The sequence below is a fragment of the Amycolatopsis sp. NPDC041971 genome (genome assembly GCF_055588925.1).
In genome coordinates, this window is record NZ_JBVJCE010000016.1 from 46,530 (window position 1) to 64,963 (window position 18,434).

Annotated in this window: 15 protein-coding genes, 1 pseudogene and 1 riboswitch; of the genes and pseudogenes, 11 read left to right on the forward strand and 5 right to left on the reverse strand. The window is 69.6% G+C overall.

The window, feature by feature from the left end:
- Positions 1-23: 23 nt before the first annotated feature.
- From rpmA to proB, 3 genes are all read left to right on the forward strand, one after another.
- The gene (gene rpmA, locus ACZ6DT_RS28160; protein ID WP_086846674.1) at positions 24-281 is read left to right on the forward strand and encodes a 50S ribosomal protein L27; all 258 of its coding nucleotides are present in this window, start codon (positions 24-26) and stop codon (positions 279-281) included.
- 109 nt (positions 282-390) lie between these two features.
- A complete protein-coding gene (gene obgE, locus ACZ6DT_RS28165) occupies positions 391-1,848 on the forward strand; it encodes a GTPase ObgE (RefSeq protein ID WP_465600678.1) in 1,458 nt (485 codons plus the stop codon).
- Positions 1,845-2,954, forward strand: a complete 1,110-nt coding sequence (gene proB, locus ACZ6DT_RS28170; protein WP_465600681.1) for a glutamate 5-kinase — start codon at positions 1,845-1,847, stop codon at positions 2,952-2,954. Before obgE ends, proB begins: the two co-directional genes overlap by 4 nt.
- 72 nt (positions 2,955-3,026) lie before the next feature.
- Here the strand turns inward: proB and ACZ6DT_RS28175 are convergent, their stop codons facing one another.
- Entirely contained in the window at positions 3,027-3,653 is a 627-nt protein-coding gene (locus ACZ6DT_RS28175) for a TetR/AcrR family transcriptional regulator (protein WP_465600684.1), read from the reverse strand.
- A gap of 92 nt (positions 3,654-3,745) precedes the next feature.
- Between ACZ6DT_RS28175 and ACZ6DT_RS28180 the strand changes: the two genes are divergently transcribed.
- Positions 3,746-5,020 (forward strand): FAD-dependent oxidoreductase, encoded by a 1,275-nt coding sequence (locus tag ACZ6DT_RS28180; RefSeq protein ID WP_465600686.1) that lies wholly within the window; start codon positions 3,746-3,748, stop codon positions 5,018-5,020.
- Here the strand turns inward: ACZ6DT_RS28180 and argS are convergent.
- The 3 genes and pseudogenes from argS to ACZ6DT_RS28195 form a co-directional block, all read right to left on the reverse strand.
- Positions 5,015-6,738, reverse strand: a pseudogene (gene argS, locus ACZ6DT_RS28185) (arginine--tRNA ligase). The gene ACZ6DT_RS28180 and the pseudogene argS overlap by 6 nt on opposite strands.
- A 72-nt stretch (positions 6,739-6,810) precedes the next feature.
- Positions 6,811-8,097, reverse strand: a complete 1,287-nt coding sequence (locus ACZ6DT_RS28190; RefSeq protein WP_465600689.1) for an MFS transporter — start codon at positions 8,095-8,097, stop codon at positions 6,811-6,813.
- 91 nt (positions 8,098-8,188) lie between these two features.
- The gene (locus tag ACZ6DT_RS28195; RefSeq protein WP_465600692.1) at positions 8,189-10,294 is read right to left on the reverse strand and encodes a RecQ family ATP-dependent DNA helicase; all 2,106 of its coding nucleotides are present in this window, start codon (positions 10,292-10,294) and stop codon (positions 8,189-8,191) included.
- Between the two features lie 161 nt (positions 10,295-10,455).
- On the opposite strand from ACZ6DT_RS28195, the gene nadD reads away from it, so the two are divergent.
- From nadD to ACZ6DT_RS28230, 7 genes are all read left to right on the forward strand, one after another.
- On the forward strand, positions 10,456-11,088 hold the full coding sequence (gene nadD / locus ACZ6DT_RS28200) for a nicotinate-nucleotide adenylyltransferase (RefSeq protein WP_465600695.1): 633 nt from the start codon (positions 10,456-10,458) through the stop codon (positions 11,086-11,088).
- Between the two features lie 22 nt (positions 11,089-11,110).
- Complete coding sequence (gene rsfS / locus ACZ6DT_RS28205) at positions 11,111-11,515, forward strand: ribosome silencing factor (RefSeq protein WP_016332398.1); 405 nt, start codon at positions 11,111-11,113, stop codon at positions 11,513-11,515.
- On the forward strand, positions 11,512-12,126 hold the full coding sequence (locus tag ACZ6DT_RS28210) for a histidine phosphatase family protein (RefSeq protein ID WP_465600697.1): 615 nt from the start codon (positions 11,512-11,514) through the stop codon (positions 12,124-12,126). Before rsfS ends, ACZ6DT_RS28210 begins: the two co-directional genes overlap by 4 nt.
- A 3-nt stretch (positions 12,127-12,129) precedes the next feature.
- Positions 12,130-12,855 (forward strand): diglucosylglycerate octanoyltransferase, encoded by a 726-nt coding sequence (gene octT / locus ACZ6DT_RS28215; RefSeq protein WP_465600700.1) that lies wholly within the window; start codon positions 12,130-12,132, stop codon positions 12,853-12,855.
- Between the two features lie 10 nt (positions 12,856-12,865).
- Positions 12,866-13,711 (forward strand): DegV family protein, encoded by an 846-nt coding sequence (locus ACZ6DT_RS28220; protein WP_465600702.1) that lies wholly within the window; start codon positions 12,866-12,868, stop codon positions 13,709-13,711.
- A gap of 146 nt (positions 13,712-13,857) precedes the next feature.
- Positions 13,858-14,580 carry a ComEA family DNA-binding protein gene (locus tag ACZ6DT_RS28225; protein WP_465600705.1) on the forward strand — a complete coding sequence of 241 codons (723 nt, stop codon included), beginning with the start codon at positions 13,858-13,860 and terminating at the stop codon, positions 14,578-14,580.
- Positions 14,577-16,982, forward strand: coding sequence for a ComEC/Rec2 family competence protein (locus ACZ6DT_RS28230; RefSeq protein WP_465600707.1), 2,406 nt, complete (start codon positions 14,577-14,579; stop codon positions 16,980-16,982). Before ACZ6DT_RS28225 ends, ACZ6DT_RS28230 begins: the two co-directional genes overlap by 4 nt.
- Positions 16,983-17,000: 18 nt before the next feature.
- Here the strand turns inward: ACZ6DT_RS28230 and thrC are convergent, their stop codons facing one another.
- Positions 17,001-18,266 carry a threonine synthase gene (gene thrC, locus ACZ6DT_RS28235; RefSeq protein WP_465600710.1) on the reverse strand — a complete coding sequence of 422 codons (1,266 nt, stop codon included), beginning with the start codon at positions 18,264-18,266 and terminating at the stop codon, positions 17,001-17,003.
- 12 nt (positions 18,267-18,278) lie between these two features.
- A riboswitch (SAM riboswitch) is annotated at positions 18,279-18,411 on the reverse strand.
- Between the last annotated feature and the right edge of the window lie 23 nt (positions 18,412-18,434).

The window sequence follows — 18,434 nt, forward strand, 5'->3', positions numbered from 1 at the left end:
TTCGTCAGAAAGAGGATTGAGCCATGGCTCACAAGAAGGGTGCGTCCAGCTCCCGCAACGGTCGCGATTCGAACGCGCAGCGACTGGGCGTCAAGCGTTTCGGTGGTCAGGAAGTCAACGCGGGCGAGATCTTGATCCGCCAGCGTGGCACCAAGTTCCACCCCGGCGTGAACGTCGGCCGCGGCGGCGACGACACGCTGTTCGCTCTGGCCGCCGGTGCGGTCCAGTTCGGCGAAAAGCGTGGCCGCAAGACGGTCAACATCGTGCCGTCCGAAGCCTGAGTTTCGGCTTCAAGCTAGACCTCTGACGAGGGGTGGGCCGGAATATCCGGGCCCACCCCTCGTTTGTTTTGTGTATCCCCTTTCTTTCGCGAGTGAATAGAGGCAAGTCATGGCGTCCCGGTTCGTGGACCGCGCGGTGATCCATCTGGCCGCCGGTGACGGTGGGAACGGCTGCGCCTCGGTGCACCGCGAAAAGTTCAAGCCCCTCGGCGGCCCGGACGGCGGCAACGGCGGCAACGGCGGCGATGTGCTGCTGGTCGTGGACCCGAACGTCCACACGCTGCTCGACTTCCACTTCCGTCCGCACGCCCGCGCCGGCAACGGCAAACTGGGCCAGGGTGGCAACCGCGCCGGTGCGGCGGGGGAGACGCTGGAGATGCGGGTCCCGTCCGGCACCGTCGTGATGACCGAGGACGGCGAGATCCTGGCCGACCTGGTCGGCCCCGGCACCACGTTCGTCGCCGCGCAGGGCGGCCGTGGCGGTCTCGGGAACGCGTCGCTGGCCTCCAAGGCCCGCCGGGCGCCCGGGTTCGCGTTGCTGGGCGAGCCGGGGGAGGCCCGCGACCTCGTCCTGGAGCTGCGTTCCGTCGCCGATGTCGGCCTGCTCGGCTTCCCGTCCGCGGGCAAATCGTCGCTGATCTCGGTCCTGTCCGCGGCCAAGCCGAAGATCGCCGACTACCCGTTCACCACCCTGGTGCCGAACCTGGGCGTGATCACCGCCGGGTCGACCGTGTTCACCATGGCCGACGTGCCGGGGCTGATCCCCGGTGCGAGCGAGGGCAAGGGCCTCGGCCTCGACTTCCTGCGCCACATCGAACGCTGCGCCGTGCTGGTGCACGTCATCGACTGCGCCACCTTGGAACCCGGGCGCGACCCTGTGTCCGACATGGACGCTCTCGAAGAGGAACTCGCCCGCTACACCCCGAGTCTCGGCGGTGACCTCGCCGACCGGCCCCGCGTGGTGGTGCTCAACAAGATCGACGTCCCGGAGGCCGCCGAACTCGCGGAGTTCGTGCGCCCCGAACTGGAAGCCCGCGGTCTCAGTGTGTTCGAGATCTCCACGGCGACGCGGCAGGGGCTCAAGGAATTGACCTACGCGCTCGCCGCCGTGGTCGAGAAGTACCGCGCCGACCAGCCCGTACCGGAGCCGGCGAAGGTCGTGCTACGCCCCGTGGCGGTCGACGACGTCGGCTTCACCGTCGAGCACGACCCGGAGGAGGAAGGCGCCTTCATCGTCCGGGGTGTCCGTCCCGAGCGGTGGATCCGCCAGACGAGCTTCGGCAACGACGAGGCCGTCGGCTACCTCGCGGACCGGTTGCAGCGGCTCGGCGTCGAGGAAGCGCTGGCTCGCAAGGGCGCCGTACCGGGGAGCCCGGTCACCATCGGCGACGTCCAGTTCGAATGGGAGCCGTCGACCCCGGCGGGGGTCGCGGTGCACCTTTCGGGCCGCGGCACGGACGTGCGGCTGGAGAACACCAGCCGGATCGGTGCCGCCGAGCGCAAGGAAGCCCGCCGGATCCGCCGTGACGGCCCGGACGGTGTCGAAGACGAGACGGACGACGAGTGAGCTCGGCCCGTGGTGTGATCGCCGACGCGAAGCGGGTGGTCGTCAAGGTCGGTTCCTCCGCGCTGACCACCGCCGGCGACGGTCTCGACGTCACCAGGCTGGACGCACTGGTCGACGCGATCGCCGACCGGGTCTCCCGCGGCACGCAGATCGTGCTGGTGTCCTCGGGAGCGATCGGCGCGGGACTCGCGCCGCTCGCCCTCGGCAAACGACCGCGTGATCTCGCCACCCAGCAGGCCGCGGCCAGCGTCGGGCAACTCGCGCTGGCCCACGCCTACGCCGAGTCGTTCGGCCGGTTTTCCCTGACGGTGGGCCAGGTTCTGCTCACCTCGGACGACGTCGTGCGCCGTGCGCACTACCGCAACGCGCAGAACACCTTCACCCGGCTGCTGGCCCTCGGCGCGGTGCCCGTGGTCAACGAGAACGACACCGTGGCCACCGAAGAGATCCGCTTCGGCGACAACGACCGGCTGGCAGCGCTGGTGGCCCACCTGATCGGCGCCGACGCCCTGATTCTGCTGTCCGATGTGGACGGTCTGTACGACGGGGATCCCCGTGACGGCGCGACCCGCAAAATCGCGGAGGTCGCCGGGGACTCCGATGTGGACGGCATCACCGTCGGCATGTCGAGCTCCGGGCTCGGTACCGGGGGCATGGTCTCGAAGCTCGCCGCGGCGCGCACCGCCGCGGGCGCCGGAATCCCGGTCCTGCTCGCCGCCGCTTCCGAGGCCGCGCGCGCCCTCACGACCGCCGAGGTCGGCACGGCGTTCGCCGCCGCGGACTCCCGGCTCTCGGCCCGCCGGTTCTGGCTGGGCTACGCCGCGGGCGCGTCCGGGAAACTGCATCTCGACGACGGCGCGGTCGCGGCCGTCGTCCGCCGCCGCCGCTCGCTGCTCGCCGCCGGGATCACCGGCGTCGACGGCGACTTCCAGGCGGGCGACGTCGTCGACCTGGTCGACCTTCGGCAGCGGACCGTGGCGCGCGGCGTCGTGGCCTTCGACGCGGGCGAACTGCCCGACCTCATCGGCCGTTCCAGCCACGACCTCCCCGCCGAACAGCGGCGCGAGGTCGTCCACGCGGACGACCTCGTCCCCCTTCGACGCTAAGGCGCCAGCCCCCACCGAAGTCGCCAGTCCGGCGGGATCCGGAAGGCGCAGGCGAACAGCAGGGGACCTTTGCTATCGCTTCCCCGGATCGGCGAGGTGGCCGACGAGCCGTGCCAGCTGCTCGCCGTACGCCTCGGCGAACTCGGCCGAGTCGGGGTCTTGACCCGAGACGGCTCGGACGATCCGGGGCAGGGCCAGCGCGGCACTGGCCGCGGCCATGAAGATCACCAGCAGGAACGCCGGGTCGAGGTCGGCGGGAAAGTCGCCCGCGGCCTGACGCGCCCGGACGTACTCCACCTGCCGTTCGAGAAATTCGCGCTGATCTTCTACGCCGATCGCGCCGTCGGTCAGGTTCTCCCAGAGGAGCAGTTTGGCGAGGTCATGGTCCCGGGCCCCTGACTGGACGAAGAATCGGACCACCTCGGCGAACGGCCTGTCGTGGTCGGAGACCGCGGTGTAGCCGTCGTACATCGTCGCGGTCAGCGCGTTGTACAGCCCTTCCTTACCGCCGAAGTAGTACGAGATCAGCTGCTTGTTCACCCCCGCCTTCGCGGCGATCTCGCTGACACGTGCCGCGGCGTAGCCCTTCGCGCCGAACTCGGCCTTCGCCGCCTCCAGGAGCTGCGCCTTGGTGCGCTCGGGATCGCGCTGGCGTTCGACGGGTGCGCGGCGTGGGCCGCGCGGGACGGCTTCGGACATGGGATCACCTTAGCCGCTGACTCTTTCAAACGTTTGGTTGACTTAATTACCCATACGGTTGATAGTAGTGGACGGCGGAGAGAGGAGAACTCATGACCACGAGAATCGCGATCATCGGCGGCGGAACGGGCGGGCTCTGCCTGGCGCAAGGATTGCGCAAGGCGGGAATCGACGTGTCCGTCCACGAGCGCGGCCACACCCGGACCGAACGCCTGCAGGGCTATCGCGTGCACATCAACCCGCACGGCTCGGCCGCACTGCACGAATGCCTGCCGTCCGAACTCTGGGAACGTTTCCTTGCCGCCACCGGCACCACGAGCGGCCCGTTCACTTTCGTGACCGAGCGGTTGCGGGATCTGATGGTGCTCGACAGCGAGTTCACGTCGAACTCCGATCCCGCGTCGAATCACCACTCGGTCAGCCGGATCAGCCTGCATCAGCTGCTGTCCCACGGGCTCGACGGAGTTTTGCGACATGGCAAGGAGTTCGTCGGCTACCGCCGCGAGGGCGAGATGATCGTCTGCGAGTTCGCCGACGGCAGCACCGTCGAGGCAGACCTGGTCATCGGCGCCGACGGGGCCAATTCCCGGGTGCGCGGAGAGTTCCTGCCCGAAGCCGGCCGGGTGGACACCGGGATCGTCGCGATCGCGGGCAAGCACCCGCTGAACGACGAGACCCGCAAGCGTTTGCCTTCCCGGCTCACCGACGGCCCGAGCATGGTGATGCCGCGGACCGGTGCGGGACTGTTCAGCGCGCCACACGAGCTGACCGGCGCTTCGTCGGTCGACGACGAGACCGTCGATCACGACCCCGTCCTGTTCGACAACACCTCGAGCTACATCATGTGGGCGTTCGCGGCGGACAACCGGCGTTACCCGGAGAATTTGTCCTTATTGGACGGTGAAGCGCTGCGGGCCTTGGTGCTGGACCTCATCGACGGCTGGGATCCCGCGTTCAAGGAACTGGTCGCCGGCTCGCCCGGAGGGACCGTGTCCCGGCTGCCGATCTTCACCTCGAAGCCCGTTGAGCCATGGCCGACGAGCAACGTCACCCTGCTCGGCGACGCGATCCACAGCATGACCCCGTTCCGCGGCATCGGCGCGAACACCGCGCTCCGGGACGCGCAGCTGTTGTGCCGCAACCTCATCGAAGCGCGGAAGACCGGCGTGCTGCGTCCCGCGATCGCCGACTACGAGCGGCGAATGCGGGACTACGGCTTCGCGGCGGTGCGCGACTCGGAACGCAGTGCCCGTCAGTTCGTTTCGGAGAACCGGGCAGGCCGCACGATGGCGCGCGGGATGTTCCGCTTCTTCCAGGCGGTCCCTCCGTTGAAACGCAAGGTCTTCAGTGACCACGGCGACTCATAGCCGAGCGGGGGTGGAGATGCCCAGCAGGGACAAGCCCAGCGTCAGCGTCTTCGACGTGAGTTCGGCCAGCAGCAGACGAGAGTCGCGGATGCCGGGACCTTCCGCGTCCAGTACCGGGCACAGTTCGTAGAACCGCGAGAACACGACAGCGGTTTCGTACAGGTAGGTGCACAGCTTGTGGGGGAGATGGCCGGCGGTCGCCGCGCCGACCGCCTCGGGGAAGCGGGCCAGTGCGAGCGCCAGTGCCCGTTCCGCGGGATGGCCGAGCAGGATCCGCACTCCGATGAGGTCCGATCCGCCCTGGTCAGCACCGAACGGATCCGGGCGTTGGCGTACTGCAGGTAGACCGAGGTGTTCCCGTTCTTGGAGAGCATGCGTTCCCAGGAGAAGACGTGATCACGCTCGCGATCGCCGGAAAGATCCGCGTACTTGAGCGCGCCGATCCCGACCGCCCTGGCGACCTCTTCCCGTACCTCGGGGGAGAGGTCGCCTCGGCTCTCGATCACCTCCGCGGCATGGGAAACCGCCTCGGTGAGCAGATCGAAAAGACGGACCGATTCACCCGCCCGGGTCTTCATGGCGCGGCCGTCTTCGCCGAGTACCGAGCCGAACCCGATGTGCTCGGCCCGATGCTCCTCGCGGAGCCAGCCGGCGGCCCGGCAGACGGCGAACACCATCGCGAAGTGCTGTGCTTGTGGCGTTCCGACGACGTAGAGCAGATCGGTGACGCCGCGTTGTTCCGTCCAGTAGCGCAGGGTCGCGAGGTCGGTGGCGGCATAGCCGTAACCGCCGTCCCGCTTCCGCACGATGAGCGGTAGCGGCTCGCCTTCCCGGTTGCGGAAACCGTCGGGAAAGACACACACCGCTCCATCGCTGATCTCGGTCAGCCCGGCGGTGGTCAGATCGTCCACGACCGCGGCGAGGAGCGGGTCGTAGAAGCTCTCGCCGTAAACGTCCTCGCTCGACAGGCCGATCCCGAGAAGTTCGTAGACCTGGCTGAAATGCCTGGTCGACTCGTCGACCAGGCGCCGCCACAGCGACAAGGTCTCGTCGTCACCGCCTTGAAGCAGCACCACACGCTCCCGCGACCGGGTCGCGAAGTCCTCGTCGGTCTCGAACTTCGATCGGGCGGCTCGATAAAAGCCGTTGAGGTCTCCGATCGTGTAAGGACCCGACGGGCGTTCGTCGAGCAGATGCTCGATCAGCATGCCGAACGGCGTGCCCCAATCGCCGAGATGGTTGTGCGGGATCACTTCGTGCCCGGCGAACCGCGACAGCCGGGCGATCGCGTCACCGACGACGCTCGACCGGAGATGGCCGGCGTGCATTTCCTTCGCCACGTTCGGGCTGCTGTAGTCGATGGCGATCCGCCGCGGTCGCGGCGTCACCGCGACACCCAGCCGTGGAACACCGTTGAGCGCGGCCGTCCGCTCCGCCAGCCAGGACGAGCGCAACGTGAAGTTGAGGAAGCCCGGCCCCGCGACCTCCGGCGGCTCGGCGATATCGGCGACGTCGAGCCGTGCCGCGATGTCGGCGGCGATCTCCCTGGGCGGTTTGCCGAGCCGTTTGCCCAGGCTCATCGCGAGATCGCACTGATAGTCGACCCCGCTCTGCGAGGAGACCCGCACCAATGCGGACGGCGGCTCGAGGTCGGTGACGCGACGGAGGGCTGCCACCACGCGTCGCGCCAATTCCTCGCTCACATCGCCGAACAACACGGTGTCCCCCCTTCGCACTCGTCGTAGGAGCGCGAGGGTAGGCACCTCACCACGTCGTCGGCGACGGAGTTTTCAGCGCAGGTCGCTGCCCTTGGTCTCCGGCAGGGTCCGGATGACGAAGAACGCGATCACCGCTCCGGTGGCCACATACCAGAAGAACAACGTCGACAATCCGGCGTCGGAGAGCGCGGTGAGCACCAGGGGAGCGGTGCCGCCGAACAACGCGACGGTCAGGTTGTACCAGGCGCCGATGCCCAGCCCGCGGAGTTCGGTGGGGAACAGTTCACTCATGACCGCGGGCACGATCGACGTCAGCGCCGTGTACAGGCAGAGCCCGACGCAGAACACGACCAGCAGCCCCGGCAGCCCCGGTTGGACCAAAGTGGACAGTGGGACGATGAGGATCGCGGTCGCCGCCGACCAGAAGAGCATCTGTGGCTTTCGGCCGAAACGGTCCGACAAAGCACCCATCGGGTATTGAAGCGCGACGAACAACGCCGTCGCGATCGACAACGCGAGGAACACATCGACGTCGTCGGCCTTGCGGGTCTTGACCGCGAACGAGGGCAGGGCGCTGAAGAACGTGTAGTAGCAAAGGGTCGACAACATCGAGAAACCCACGAGCTGCGCGACGGCTCGCGGATGCTCGCGAAGAGTGGCGCGCAATGGCCGCTCGACCCGGCGCGCCGTCGACTTTTTCGCCTCGAAGATCTCGGTCTCGGCGAGGCTGCGCCGGAGCCACAGGCCGATGATGCCGAGAACACCGCCGAGCAGGAACGGGATCCGCCAGCCGTACGCGGTCAGACCCGCCTTGGACATCGTCCGCGCGAGCACGAACCCGAGGAGCGAGGCGAGCAGGACGGCGGAACCGGTCGAGATGTAGAAGAAGGCGGAGTACCGCCCACGGCGGCTGGGCGGTGCGATCTCACCCAAGTACGCCGAAGCGTTGGAGACCTCGCCGCCGAGCGACAGTCCTTGCGCCACCCTCGCCAGCAGCAACAGGATCGGGGCGAACCAGCCGACCTGGTCGAACGTCGGCAGGAGGCCGATGGCCACCGAACCGCCCGCCATCAGCACGATGGTCAGGATCATCGTCGGCTTCCGGCCCCTGACGTCGGCGAAGCGGCCGAGCAGTATCCCGCCGAGCGGCCGGAAGAAGAAGGCCAACGCGTACGTGGCGAAGGTGTTGATCAGCGCGAGGGCTTCGTTGCCCTTCGGGAAGAACTCACTGGCGAAGTAGATGCTGAAGGTCGCGTAGATGGTCCAGTCGAACCATTCCAGCGCGTTTCCGACACTGGCGGCGAACAGTTTCTTCACCGGCAGCCGGTGCCCTATCCGCTCCGTCGTCGCATCCGCCATCGGCACCTCCGTACTCGCGCGTGGACGGAACCTTGCCAGAAAGTTCCTGCGCGGGAAAGAACCTGTCGAATGCCGGGATCGGGCCCCTCGGTCACGAGGTGCTGGCGAGGGCGAACGGCAGTACCGCACGGGCTCCGGCCTGCCGGAGCAGGCGGGCGGACAACGTCATCGTCCACCCGGTGTCGATGAGGTCGTCGACCAGCAGGATCGGGCCCTCGGCCGCGGCGACTTCGGCGGCGAGCTCGTCGGGAAGGCTCAGGCGGTTCCATAGATCGGCCAGGCGTTGCGCGCTGTTCGCCTGCCGAGGAGGCGGCCCCGCCGAGGTGATGGCGCCCAAGTAGGCCAGCCGTCCGATCGAGGCCAGCTTCGTCGCGAGACTGTGCACCAGCTGAGGCCGGGTGGCGGACGGCACCTCCACCACCGCGACCGGCCGTTCCGTCCACTGCCAGCCCTTCAATACCTCGATACAGGCTTGGAAGACCGGATCGGGGAGTTCGGCGTCCGCCGCGGCCGGGCCGACGAGTTCGCGCAGCCGCGTGCCCCAGCCGACATCGGTGACCCGGCCGACGACCTGGCCGGTCTCGGCCTGCTCGCCCGCCGGCAGCCGCCCGGCGAGCGGGACTTCCAGCCCGGCCATCCCGGTGGGCCACATCTTCCGCGGCGCGACCTCGACCCCCGGACGGCGGAGCCGTTGCCGGGTGGCATCGACGACGTCGTCGGAAATCGTGGTGTCCCAGTGCTTTCCGGTGCAGTTGTCACACCGCCCGCAAGGAGTGGCTTCGGGATCGTCCAGCTGCTTTCGCAGGAACTCCATCCGGCAGCCGGTGGTCTCGAGGTACGCCAGCATGGCGTTCTGTTCGTTGGTCCGCGCCGCGCTCACTCGCGCGTAGCGTTCCTTGTCGTAGCGCCACTCTTCGCCGGTGCCTTCCCAGCCGCCCTTCACCCGGCGGACGGCGCCGTCGACGTCCAGCACCTTCAGGACCATCTCCAGCCGGGAGCGGGAGAGTTCGACGAACGGTTCGAGCGCCGGTGTCGACAGTGGACGGTCCGCGTACGCCAGCGCGTTGAGCACCTGGGTCACCCGCAGTTCGTCCGGGAACGCCAGCGAACCGAAGTACGCCCAGATGTCCTTGTCCTCGTGGCCGGGCAGCAGGATCACTTCGGCGCGATCGACACCACGACCGGCGCGGCCGACCTGCTGGTAGTACGCGATGGGGGAGGACGGTGCGCCGAGATGGACGACGAAGCCCAGATCCGGCTTGTCGAACCCCATGCCCAGCGCCGAAGTGGCCACCAGTGCCTTGACGTTGTTGTTCAGCAGATCGTCTTCGGCCGCCTGCCGGTCCGCCGGATCGGTCTTCCCGGTGTAGGCGGCGACCGGGTAGCCGCGCTCGGTCAGCAAGCCCGCCACATCGTGCGCGGCCGCGACGGTGAGCGTGTAGATGATCCCGGATCCCGGCAGTTCCGCCAGGTGTTCGGCGAGCCAGGCGAGCCGGGCCTGCGACGTCGGCAGCTTGGCCACCGACAGATGGAGGCTTTCGCGGTCCAGGGTGCCCCGCAGGACCAGGGTGTCGCCCCCGTTGCCGATGCCGAGCTGTTCGGCGACGTCGGTCGCCACGCGGTCGTTCGCGGTCGCGGTGGTGGCGAGCACCGGGACGCCGTCGGGCAGATCCTTCAGCAGCGTCCGCAGCCGCCGGTAGTCCGGCCGGAAGTCGTGGCCCCAGTCCGAGATGCAGTGCGCCTCGTCGACCACGAGCAAGCCTGCCGTGGCGGTCAGCTTCGGGAGGACCGTGTCGCGGAAGTCCGGGTTGTTGAGCCGTTCCGGGCTGACGAGGAGCACGTCGACCTCGCCCGCCGCGATCGCGGCCTGGACCTGATCCCACTCCTGCGGATTCGCGGAGTTCATCGTCACCGCGCGGATACCCGCCCTCGCCGCCGCGGAGATCTGGTTGCGCATCAGCGCGAGCAGCGGCGAGATGATCACGGTCGGGCCACTACCGCGTTCCCGCAGCAACGCGGTGGCCAGGAAGTACACCGCGGACTTGCCCCAGCCGGTGCGCTGCACGACGAGCGCGCGACGGCTGTGCGCGACCAGCGCCTCGATGGCCGTCCACTGGTCGTCACGCAGGCGGGCGCCGTCGCCAGCCAACGACTGGAGGAGGGTTTCGGCGCGGTCCCGGAGAGTCGATGTGTCCACGTCCCCACCTCTACCCCATGCCACCGACGAAGTCGCGATCGGCGTGTCGTGAACGGACCGTTCATCCATGGAACGGACTGTAATGTGACTCAGATCACCACCGGTCGGTGGGTCCGGCGACCCGCGCGTGAAGCCGTACGCGCTGTATAGGCTCACGACCCATGTCACCACGCAGGATCGGGGTCATGGGCGGCACGTTCGACCCCGTTCACCACGGGCACCTCGTCGCGGCCAGCGAAGTCCAGTCGCGGTTCGCGCTCGACGAGGTCATCTTCGTGCCCACCGGTCAGCCGTGGCAGAAGTCCGACAGAGTGGTCACCCGGGCGGAGGACCGCTACCTGATGACCGTGATCGCGACGGCGTCCAACCCCGTGTTCTCGGTCAGCCGCGTCGACATCGATCGCGTCGGGCAGACCTACACCGTCGACACCCTGCGCGACCTGCGCGCGGAGTATCCCGACGACCAGCTGTTCTTCATCACCGGCGCGGACGCGCTCGAGCAGATCCTCACCTGGCGCAACGCCGACGAGCTGTTCGACCTGGCGCATTTCATCGGCGTCACCAGGCCCGGCTACCGGCTCAATTCGCAGCATCTGCCGAGCGGGAAGGTGAGCCTCGTCGAGGTGACCGCGATGGCGATCTCGTCCACCGCGTGCCGCGAGCGCGTCGAGGCCGGGGAGCCCGTCTGGTACCTCGTCCCCGACGGTGTGGTGCGCTACATCGCCAAAAAGGACCTCTATCGGAAAGACCGGGGTTCCCGACCGGGTACCCTCGTCGGGCGCACCCGCGAGTAAAGCCATCTGTTTGAGGAGAACTGTGACAGCCACGTCCGAGGCACGAGAGCTGGCCGTAGCGGCCGCCCATGCGGCGGCGGACAAGAAGGCGAGCGACGTGGTCGTGCTGGACGTGTCCGACCAGCTGGTGATCACCGACGCCTTCGTCATCGCGTCCGCGCCCAACGAACGCCAGGTCGGCGCCATCGTCGACAACGTCGAGGAGCAGCTGCGGCTCGGCGGGCACAAGCCCGTCCGCCGTGAGGGCGCCCGCGAGGGCCGTTGGGTCCTGCTGGACTACGTCGACGTCGTCATCCACGTCCAGCACCAGGAGGAACGCTCTTTCTACGGTCTCGAGCGGCTCTGGAAGGACTGCCCGAGGATCGAGGTCGCCGGTCTGGAGACACCCGCCGAGGAGGACCCCGCCGACGCGCAAGGCGCCTCGTGAGTCCGCGGCGGCTGGTGCTCTGGCGCCACGGCGAGACCGATTACAACGCGGCGGGCCGGATGCAGGGGCATCTGGACTCCGCGTTGACCCCGGTCGGCTGGAACCAGGCCAGGTTCGCCGTGCCCGCGCTCGCCCGGTTCTCGCCGGATCTGGTGATCGCCTCGGACCTGCGCCGCGCGACCGACACGGCCACCGTGCTCACGGAGGCCATCGGCGTCCCGCTGCGGATCGACAAACGTCTTCGGGAAACCCATCTGGGTGAATGGCAGGGCTTCACCGGTCAGCAGGTCGACGAAGCGTACCCGGGTGAACGCGCACGCTGGCGCGTCGACGCGACGTGGGCCCCGCCCGGCGGCGAGTCGCGGGTGGACGTCGCCGAACGCGCGATGGAGGTCGTCGCGGACCTGGACCTGCCCAATTCCGACGCCGGCGACGCCGTGCTGCTGGCCGCGCACGGCGGACTGATCATCGCGCTGACCGCGAAACTGCTCGGCCTGCCGGTCGCCTCCTGGCCGACGCTGGGCGGGATCGCGAACTGTCACTGGGTCGAGCTGACCCGGCGCGACGGCAACTGGCGGCTGGCCGCCTACAACGCGGGCATCACCGGCTGATCCATGGCCCCGCGCCTGCTGGTGTTCGGCGATTCCCTCAGCTTCCACGGCCCGGACGGCCCGCACGCCGCCGACGACGCGCGCCTGTGGCCCAACGTCGCCGCTGAAGCGCTCGGTGGCGACGCGGACCTCGTCGCCGGGTTCGGCTGGACCGCCCGCGACGCCTGGTGGTCGTTGATCGGCGATCCGCGTGTCTGGGCCGATCTCCATCACGTCGACGCCGTCGTGCTGGCCGTCGGCAGCATGGACACCCTGCCCTCGCCGCTGCCCACCTACCTGCGCACCGGTCTCCGCTATCTGCGGCCCGACCCGCTGCGACGCGTGGTGCGTAAGGCGTACCTGGCCGCTCAGCCCCGGCTCGCGGTCGCCCTCCGAGGACGCCCGGTGGTCTTGCCGTCGAAGCTCACCGTCCAATATCTCGACACCGCTGTCGGAGCTCTGCGGGTGCTGCGACCGGAACTGCCGATCTTCGGCATGCTGCCCTCCGTGCATCGATCCGACTCGTACGGACGCGTCCACACCGCCCGTGCCGGTGCCGCCGCCGCCCTCGCCGACTGGGGCCGTCGCGCGGACGTCCCACTGCTGGATCTCGAAGCCGTAGTCGGCGAACACGTGCTGAGCGGCCGGGGCAATCCGGACGGCATGCACTGGGGCTGGGAAGGGCATGCCGCCGTCGGCGCGGAGATGGCCCGCCTGATGGCCCCGGTGTTACGCCCCGCGGCAACGTAGGCTGGCTGCCGTGTCGGTCGCCGTAGTCACGGATTCCACCGCCCACCTGCCGGAAGGCTTCGCCGAACGGAACGGGATCCGGGTGGTCCCGCTGCACGTCCTCGTGGACGGCGTCGTATTCCTGGACGGCGTCGAAATGGGTCCCGCGGCCCTGGCCGAGGCGCTCGGCAAACGCAGCCTGGTGACGACGTCCCGGCCGACGCCCGCCGAATTCGTCAAGGAGTTCCGGGCGGCGCTGGCCGAGGGCGCGGACGCCGTCGTGTCGGTCCATCTGTCCCGGGAGTTGTCCGGGACCTGGGAGGCGGCGGTGCTGGCGGCCCAGGAGGTCGGGCCGGACAGGGTGCGGGTGGTCGATTCACGCAGCACCGCGATGGGCCTCGGCTTCGCCGCCTTGCGCGCGGCGAGCGCCGCCGCGGACGGGGCGGAACCGGCCGAAGTGGAGGCCGCGGCGGTCGACGCGGTGAACCGCTCGGAAACCCTGTTCGCCGTCGAGACCCTCGAATACCTGCGCCGCGGCGGGCGGATCGGCCCGGCCGCAGCCCTGCTCGGCACCGCGCTCGCGGTGAAACCGGTGCTCCACATGTCCGAAGGCAGGATTCAGCCGCTGGAGAAGGTGCGGACGATGAATCGCGCGGTGGCTCGCCTGGTCGAGCTCGCCGTGAAGGCGGCTGAAGGCGGGCTCGCCGACATCGCCGTCCATCACCTGGCTTCCCCGGAACGCGCCGTCGAATTGGCCAACCGGCTGGAGGAGTCCATCAGCTGCCCGGAGGGCTGCGTGGTTTCGGAGATCGGCGCGGTCATCGGGGCCCACACCGGTCCCGGTGTGCTCGGTGTCGTGATTCAGCGGGCGGGCTAGGGAAATCCTCCAGCATTCCATACGGCCCTGACGGAAACCGGTGATCCGGTCTCGGTCGGGGCCGGGTTGTCCACAACACCCCACTTGTCCACAGCCCCGGGATTCACCACTGCCGCCCGCCATCCCCGCTCCGTAGCGTCGTTCACGTGTTCGACCAAACCGCCCGTTCACCGGGTCCCTCCGTCAACGCCAGGCTGGCGTGGCTGGCCGCGCAGCTGTCGCCGCCCAGCCAGGGCCCGCCCGTGGGCAGGCTCGCCCGCCGCTGGGTGCCCGCCCGGTTCACGGCGGACGGGATTCCGGTGAACCGGCGGTGGCTCGCCGTGGCGGCCGTGCTGATCGCGGTGGCCGTGATCGTGACCGGCGCGATCGCCTTGTTCGGACACCGGCCAGGGGCGGAGACCCCGCCGCCCCTGCCGTCGGCCAAGGCCGCCGGAGAAGCCCCCGCCGCGGCGGCCAAGGCGCCTCTGGTGGTCAGCGTCGTCGGCCGGGTGCTCAAACCCGGCCTGGTCACGATCCCTCCGGGCGCACGGGTCGCCGATGCCCTCACGGCGGCCGGTGGGCCACAGCCCGGAACGGATCTGACCGGGGTGAACCTGGCCCGGCGACTCGCCGACGGCGAACAGGTGGCCGTCGGCGTCCCCGTTCCGGCCGCGGCCGGAACGGCGGCACCGGTGGGGAAGCTCGACCTGAACACGGCCACGGCCGAGCAACTCGACACCCTGCCCGGGGTCGGTGAGGTGATGGCCAAACGCATCGTCGACTGGCGGTCCGGGCACGGCGGGTTCACCAGCGTCGAGCAACTCCGTGACGTAGAAGGGATCGGCGAAAGCAAGTTCAAGAAGGTCCGGGAATTGGTGTCCGTCGGATGAACCCGTCCGCCGATCCGTCCGAAGTGGACACCGCGTCGTGGCGAGGGCAGGACCTGCGGCTGGTACCGGCCGCGGCGACGGCCTGGCTCGGCACTCTTTCCGGGCTGCTCGGCGGCTGGTGGATCACGATGCTCTGCGGTGCGGCCGCCGTGGTGCTCGCGATCACCGCCGGTGTCCGTGCCCGCCGGACGGCGTCCCGGTGGGTGGTGGGCCTCGGCGCGCTCGCGGTCCTCGGCGTGCTCACCGCCGGTCCGGTGGCGCTGCGGATCCGGGCCGCCGAACACGATGACCTCCGTGCCGCCGCCGCACGGGGGAGCGACGCCACCACGAGGGTGGTGGTCACCGAGCGGCCACGTCCGGTCCGCGGTGCCGGATACGCCGATCGCCGGGCAGGCACCCGCCTGGTGGTCATCGCCGCGACGGTGGACACCGTGGTGACGGGTGAGCGGGTGGTGGATTCGGCCGGCCGGATCCTCCTGCTCGCTCCCGCCGAGGGGTGGACGGACTTGCTGCCCGGGCAGCAAGTCACCGCTTCTGGGCGGCTCGCACCGGCGAAGGGGGCCGAACTCACGGTCGCGGTCCTCTCGGTGCGAGGCCCGCCGTCGGCCCTCGGACCGGCGCCCTGGTGGCAGCGAGCCGCGGAATCGCTGCGCACCGGGCTCCGGGAGCTGTGCGCCGTCCTCCCGGAGGAGCAGGCCGGTCTGGTGCCCGGACTGGTCGTGGGAGACACGAGCACACTCTCACCGCGGGTCGAACGCGAGTTCACGGACTCCGGCATGTCCCACCTGATGGCCGTGAGCGGTGGGAACGTGGCGATCGTCTGCGGCTCGATCCTTCTCCTGCTGAGGGTGCTCCGGGTCGGGCCGCGGACGTCCGCCGCCGCGGCCGCCGCGGGGCTCGCCGGGTTCGTGGTCCTCGCCGGGCCCGCGCCCAGCGTGCTCCGCGCCGGGGTGATGGGGGCGGTCGGGCTGTTGGCGCTGGCCTTGGGACGCCGAGGTTCGGCGCTTCCCGCGCTGGCGTTCGCGGTGGCCGGGCTCGTCGTGGCCGATCCGGCCATGGCCGCGGACTTCGGGTTCGCCCTTTCGGTGCTGGCCACGGCCGGGCTCGTCCTGCTGGCACCGCGGTGGGCCGAGTGGCTGGTCGGACGCGGAGTTCCGGCCGGCTACGCCGAGGGGCTGACCATTCCGCTGGCCGCGTTCGTGGTGACGACACCGGTCATCGCGGGCATGGCGGGATCGGTCAGCCTCGTCTCGGTGGTGACCAACGTGCTCGCCGCGCCGGTGGTCGCCCCGGCCACCGTGTTCGGTGTGCTCGCCACCGTCGTCGGACCGTGGTGGCCGTCGGCGGGCAGGCTGCTCGTCCGCCTGACCGAACCCGAGGCGAGCTGGCTCATCACCGTGGCCCGCCACGGCGCCCGCGCGCCGGGTGCGGTCGTGGACTGGCCGGACGGCTGGTGGGGCGGGTTTCTGGCGGCCGGACTACTCGTCGTACTGCTCGTCGCCGTCCGGCTGCGTCACGCCAGGATCCTGCTGGCGGTCGTCCTGGCCGTCGGACTGCTCGTCTTCGTGCCGGTGCGGGTGCTGGCACCGGCGTGGCCACCGGCGTCGTGGAGTGCCGTCGCCTGCGACGTCGGACAGGGAGATGCCGTAGCCCTCGCCACCGGCGAGCCGGGCAGGGCGGTCCTGGTCGACACCGGGCCGGAACCGGGGCCGGTCGACGAATGCCTGAGCAGGCTCGGCGTGGATCGCGTTCCGTTGATCGTGCTGAGTCATCTGCACGCCGACCACATCGGCGGCCTCGAATCCGTCTTCGAGGGCAGGTCGGTCGGTGCGGTCGCCGTCGGCCCTGGCAGGGCTCCCGCCTGGGCGTGGCAGCAGGTCGCGGACGAAACCGCACGCCGCGGGATTCCCCTGCTGGAGCTGGGGATCGGGCAACGGCTGGACTGGCCGGGGCTGACGCTGGACGTGCTGGGACCTCGGTATGTCACCCGGCGATCGGTCCTCGAACAGGACGGCACGGTGATCAACAACGGTTCGGTCGTCCTGCGCGCCGGGACCCCGGCGGGCCGGTTGCTGCTGACGGGCGACGTCGAGCTCGCCGCGCAGACCGACCTGATGGCCGAGGGTACCGATCTGCACGCCGAGATCCTGAAGGTCCCGCATCACGGAAGTCGTTACACGGCACCGGATTTTCTCAACGCCGTCGCGCCGAGGGTGGCGTTGGTGAGTGTCGGTGCCGGAAACACCTACGGCCATCCGAACAAGTCCACTTTGGACAACCTGGCCGCCGTCGGTGCGTCGATCGCCAGAACGGACACAGACGGCGACACCGCGGTCGTCGCCGACGCGCGGGGACTCGCGTTGCTGCGCCGGGGTGAGCCTCGCGGCCCGCCTCGTTCTTGAGGCGGGCCGGGCGGGGACTCAGATGCCGAGTGCTTCGCGGACCGCGTCGGCCGAGGCGCTGACGGTGGCCTTCGGGCCGATCTTGTCCTCGACGGCGTCGAGGGTCTTCAGGCCGTCGCCGGTGATCAGCAGGACGATCTCCTCGTCCGGGTTGAGCTTGCCGGTCTCGATGAGCTTCTTGGCCGTCGCGACGGTGACACCACCGGCGGTCTCGGTGAAGACGCCCTCGGTGCGGGCGAGCAGCCGGATGCCCTCGACGACCTCTTCGTCGGTGACGTCTTCGATCGCGCCGCCGGTGCGGTTCACCACGTCGAGGACGTAGGGGCCGTCGGCAGGGTTGCCGATCGCGAGCGACCGGGCGATCGTGTCCGGCTTGACCGGCTGGACGACGTCGTGGCCCGCGCGGAAGGCCGCCGAGACAGGGGAGCAGCCGGTGGCCTGCGCGCCGAACACCTTGTACGGCGTCTCGTCGACGAGACCGAGCTGCCCGAACTCGCGGAAACCCTTGTCCACCTTGGTGAGCTGGGAACCGGAGGCGATCGGCACCACGATCTGGGAGGGAAGCCGCCAGCCGAGCTGTTCGGCGACCTCGAAGGCCAGCGTTTTGGAGCCTTCGGAGTAGTAGGGCCGGACGTTCACGTTGACGAACGCCCAGCTCTCCTGCTCGGCGGCGAGCTGGGTGGCGAGCCGGTTCACGTCGTCGTAGTTGCCGTCCACCGCGATCAGGTCGCCGTCGTACACGGCGGTCGTGAGGATCTTCGCGCGCTCGAGGGTCTTCGGGATCAGCACGACCGACCGCCAGCCGGCGCGGGCCGCCGCGGCGGCGACGGCGTTGGCCAGGTTGCCGGTCGACGGACAGGCGAGCACGTCGAAGCCGAATTCGCGGGCGGCGGCCAGCGCGACAGCGACCACGCGGTCCTTGAACGAGTGCGTCGGGTTGCCGGTGTCGTCCTTGACCCAGACCTTCTTGGCACCCAAGGCTTTCGCGAGCCTGTCGGCCTGGATGAGCCGGGTGGCGCCGGGTTCGGTGTTGGGGATTTCTTCGACGTTCGAGGGAACGGGAAGGAGTTTCTTGTAGCGCCAGATGTTCTTCGGTCCGGCTTCGATGTCCTCGCGGCGCACGCGGCCGAAGTCGTAAGCGACTTCCAGCGGCGAGAAGTCCTCGGCGGAAACGAATTCGGGGGCGAGCGGCTGCCGGTGTCCCTCTTCCTTCGACACCAGTTCGACGGCCGGTCCGAGATCCGGGGTCTTGGTGGTGGAGGTCGTGCCGAGGGTTGCGGTCATCGCGAGGTTCCTTCCTCATCTGCCCCGCCGTGGCGGGCCGGAATTGGCACCGTGTTCGTCAGCTATCCCGCGATCGCGGAATGACAGGCTGACGCCGGTTGCCGGGGCTTCGTCGGGCCGTTCCCTCTGCCCCTCTGGATGAGCGGTATTCGATTGTCGGCACGCGTG

Bases quoted from the DNA above. Each gene is read 5' to 3' on its own strand.
- octT (WP_465600700.1), top strand. From the start codon at position 12,130: ATGGCCCCGCGCCTGCTGGTGTTCGGCGATTCCCTCAGCTTCCACGGC.
- obgE (WP_465600678.1), top strand. From the start codon at position 391: ATGGCGTCCCGGTTCGTGGACCGCGCGGTGATCCATCTGGCCGCCGGT.
- ACZ6DT_RS28180 (WP_465600686.1), top strand. From the start codon at position 3,746: ATGACCACGAGAATCGCGATCATCGGCGGCGGAACGGGCGGGCTCTGC.
- rpmA (WP_086846674.1), top strand. From the start codon at position 24: ATGGCTCACAAGAAGGGTGCGTCCAGCTCCCGCAACGGTCGCGATTCG.
- nadD (WP_465600695.1), top strand. From the start codon at position 10,456: ATGTCACCACGCAGGATCGGGGTCATGGGCGGCACGTTCGACCCCGTT.
- ACZ6DT_RS28230 (WP_465600707.1), top strand. From the start codon at position 14,577: ATGAACCCGTCCGCCGATCCGTCCGAAGTGGACACCGCGTCGTGGCGA.
- thrC (WP_465600710.1), bottom strand. From the start codon at position 18,266: ATGACCGCAACCCTCGGCACGACCTCCACCACCAAGACCCCGGATCTC.
- ACZ6DT_RS28190 (WP_465600689.1), bottom strand. From the start codon at position 8,097: ATGGCGGATGCGACGACGGAGCGGATAGGGCACCGGCTGCCGGTGAAG.
- ACZ6DT_RS28175 (WP_465600684.1), bottom strand. From the start codon at position 3,653: ATGTCCGAAGCCGTCCCGCGCGGCCCACGCCGCGCACCCGTCGAACGC.